Origin of the sequence: Marinobacter sp. UBA2498 (assembly GCF_002341575.1) — a bacterium.
GTDB classification, from domain to species: Bacteria; Pseudomonadota; Gammaproteobacteria; order Pseudomonadales; family Oleiphilaceae; genus Marinobacter; species Marinobacter manganoxydans.
The window spans coordinates 14977-16232 of sequence record NZ_DDOI01000062.1; the positions used below are offsets into that span (position 1 = coordinate 14977).

The 1256-nt window shown below is 58.6% G+C and carries 1 protein-coding gene; it reads right to left on the reverse strand.

From position 1 onward, the window contains the following. Positions 1-1256 (reverse strand): MinD/ParA family ATP-binding protein (locus B2W52_RS07875; protein WP_286802352.1); only part of this gene is annotated, 1256 nt, incomplete at both ends.

A 1256-nucleotide genomic window follows, 5' to 3' on the forward strand; every position in this document is an offset into this window, starting at 1 on the left:
AAGAGCTGATCCAGCGAGATATCTGCAGGCTGTTCCTTCAGTATGCGCACCAGACGATCCTGCTCACCAAAGCTGATGCGATCGTAAAACGGCTCGCGGAGGACGGATTGGGGCGGCTCGGCAGGCTCCGCTTTATGTTCGAGGGGTGAAATCTGGTCCGCCAGCTCGCGAAGATGAATGGCCAGATGATTCTTTCGCTCGGGGCTGAGACTCTCCCACTGGAACGACCCGAGACCGGTTTGCACAATCTCGACGGCATCACTGTCCAGCGTGCTCCCCAGCAGTGCAAAAAGACGGGTAAATGCTTCATAACGCAGCATAGGATCGATCGGCCCCGCATTAAAAACAGACTCAATCTCACCCACGGCCTGCAGGCACCGATCTTTCAGGGTATCAGCCTCACTTTCGGTTTCGGGCTCCGGCTTGGTCACTGTTTTGAGCGGGCTCTCGGATCCTCGTTTGGACACCTTGTGCCAGTAGGCTGCAATACCAGCCTTTCGTCTCGGCAACTGGGACAGCCGCACATCAAGCATATCCGCGAGGGTATGAAACTGGCGGCAGGAAGGGTCTGAAACAGGCAGAAGCGCGACCGGCTTCTGGTTGAGAACCGACTGCCGAAGGGTCTCGTCCCGCCAGATACCACCCATATAGTGGAGCGAGATTCCCAGGTGGCGCTGGGCAGCGGCGTCCAGGCGCTGGAACACGGACCGTGCCTGACTGGCGCCCTGGGCCATATTCACCAGAATGCTCGGAATCCGGTTATAGCCCCTGCGCCGGAGAACCTTGATCAGCGAAAAGGCGTCGGTAAGGGACGCGGGGTCCGGGGTCACCACCATGCAGGCCAGCTCTGTCGCGGCAATCATATGCAGCCCGGCAGCCTGAAGCCCGGCAGCCGTGTCGGTAATGACGTAATCGTAGCGGTTTTCCAGGTTATACAGTGCCCGGAGTATGCGAAGGCTCTCCGTTGGCCCCATATCCATGCATTCCTGCACGCCGGAGGCCCCCGGAACAATATGCAGGCCGTAGTCGGTCTTCAAGATGATGTCCTCAAGACGACACTCTCCGGCCATCACATTGGCAAGGGTTTTTCTCGGATAAAGGCCAACCATAATGCTGACGTTGGCCAGATCGGTGTCGCCATCCAGCAACAGAACGCGGTTATCCTGCCTTGCGAGGGTGAGCGCAAGATTCAGGGCGACCGAGGTCTTGCCCACCCCACCCTTGCCACCCGTTATGGCGATGGTGCGAGGTTGGTA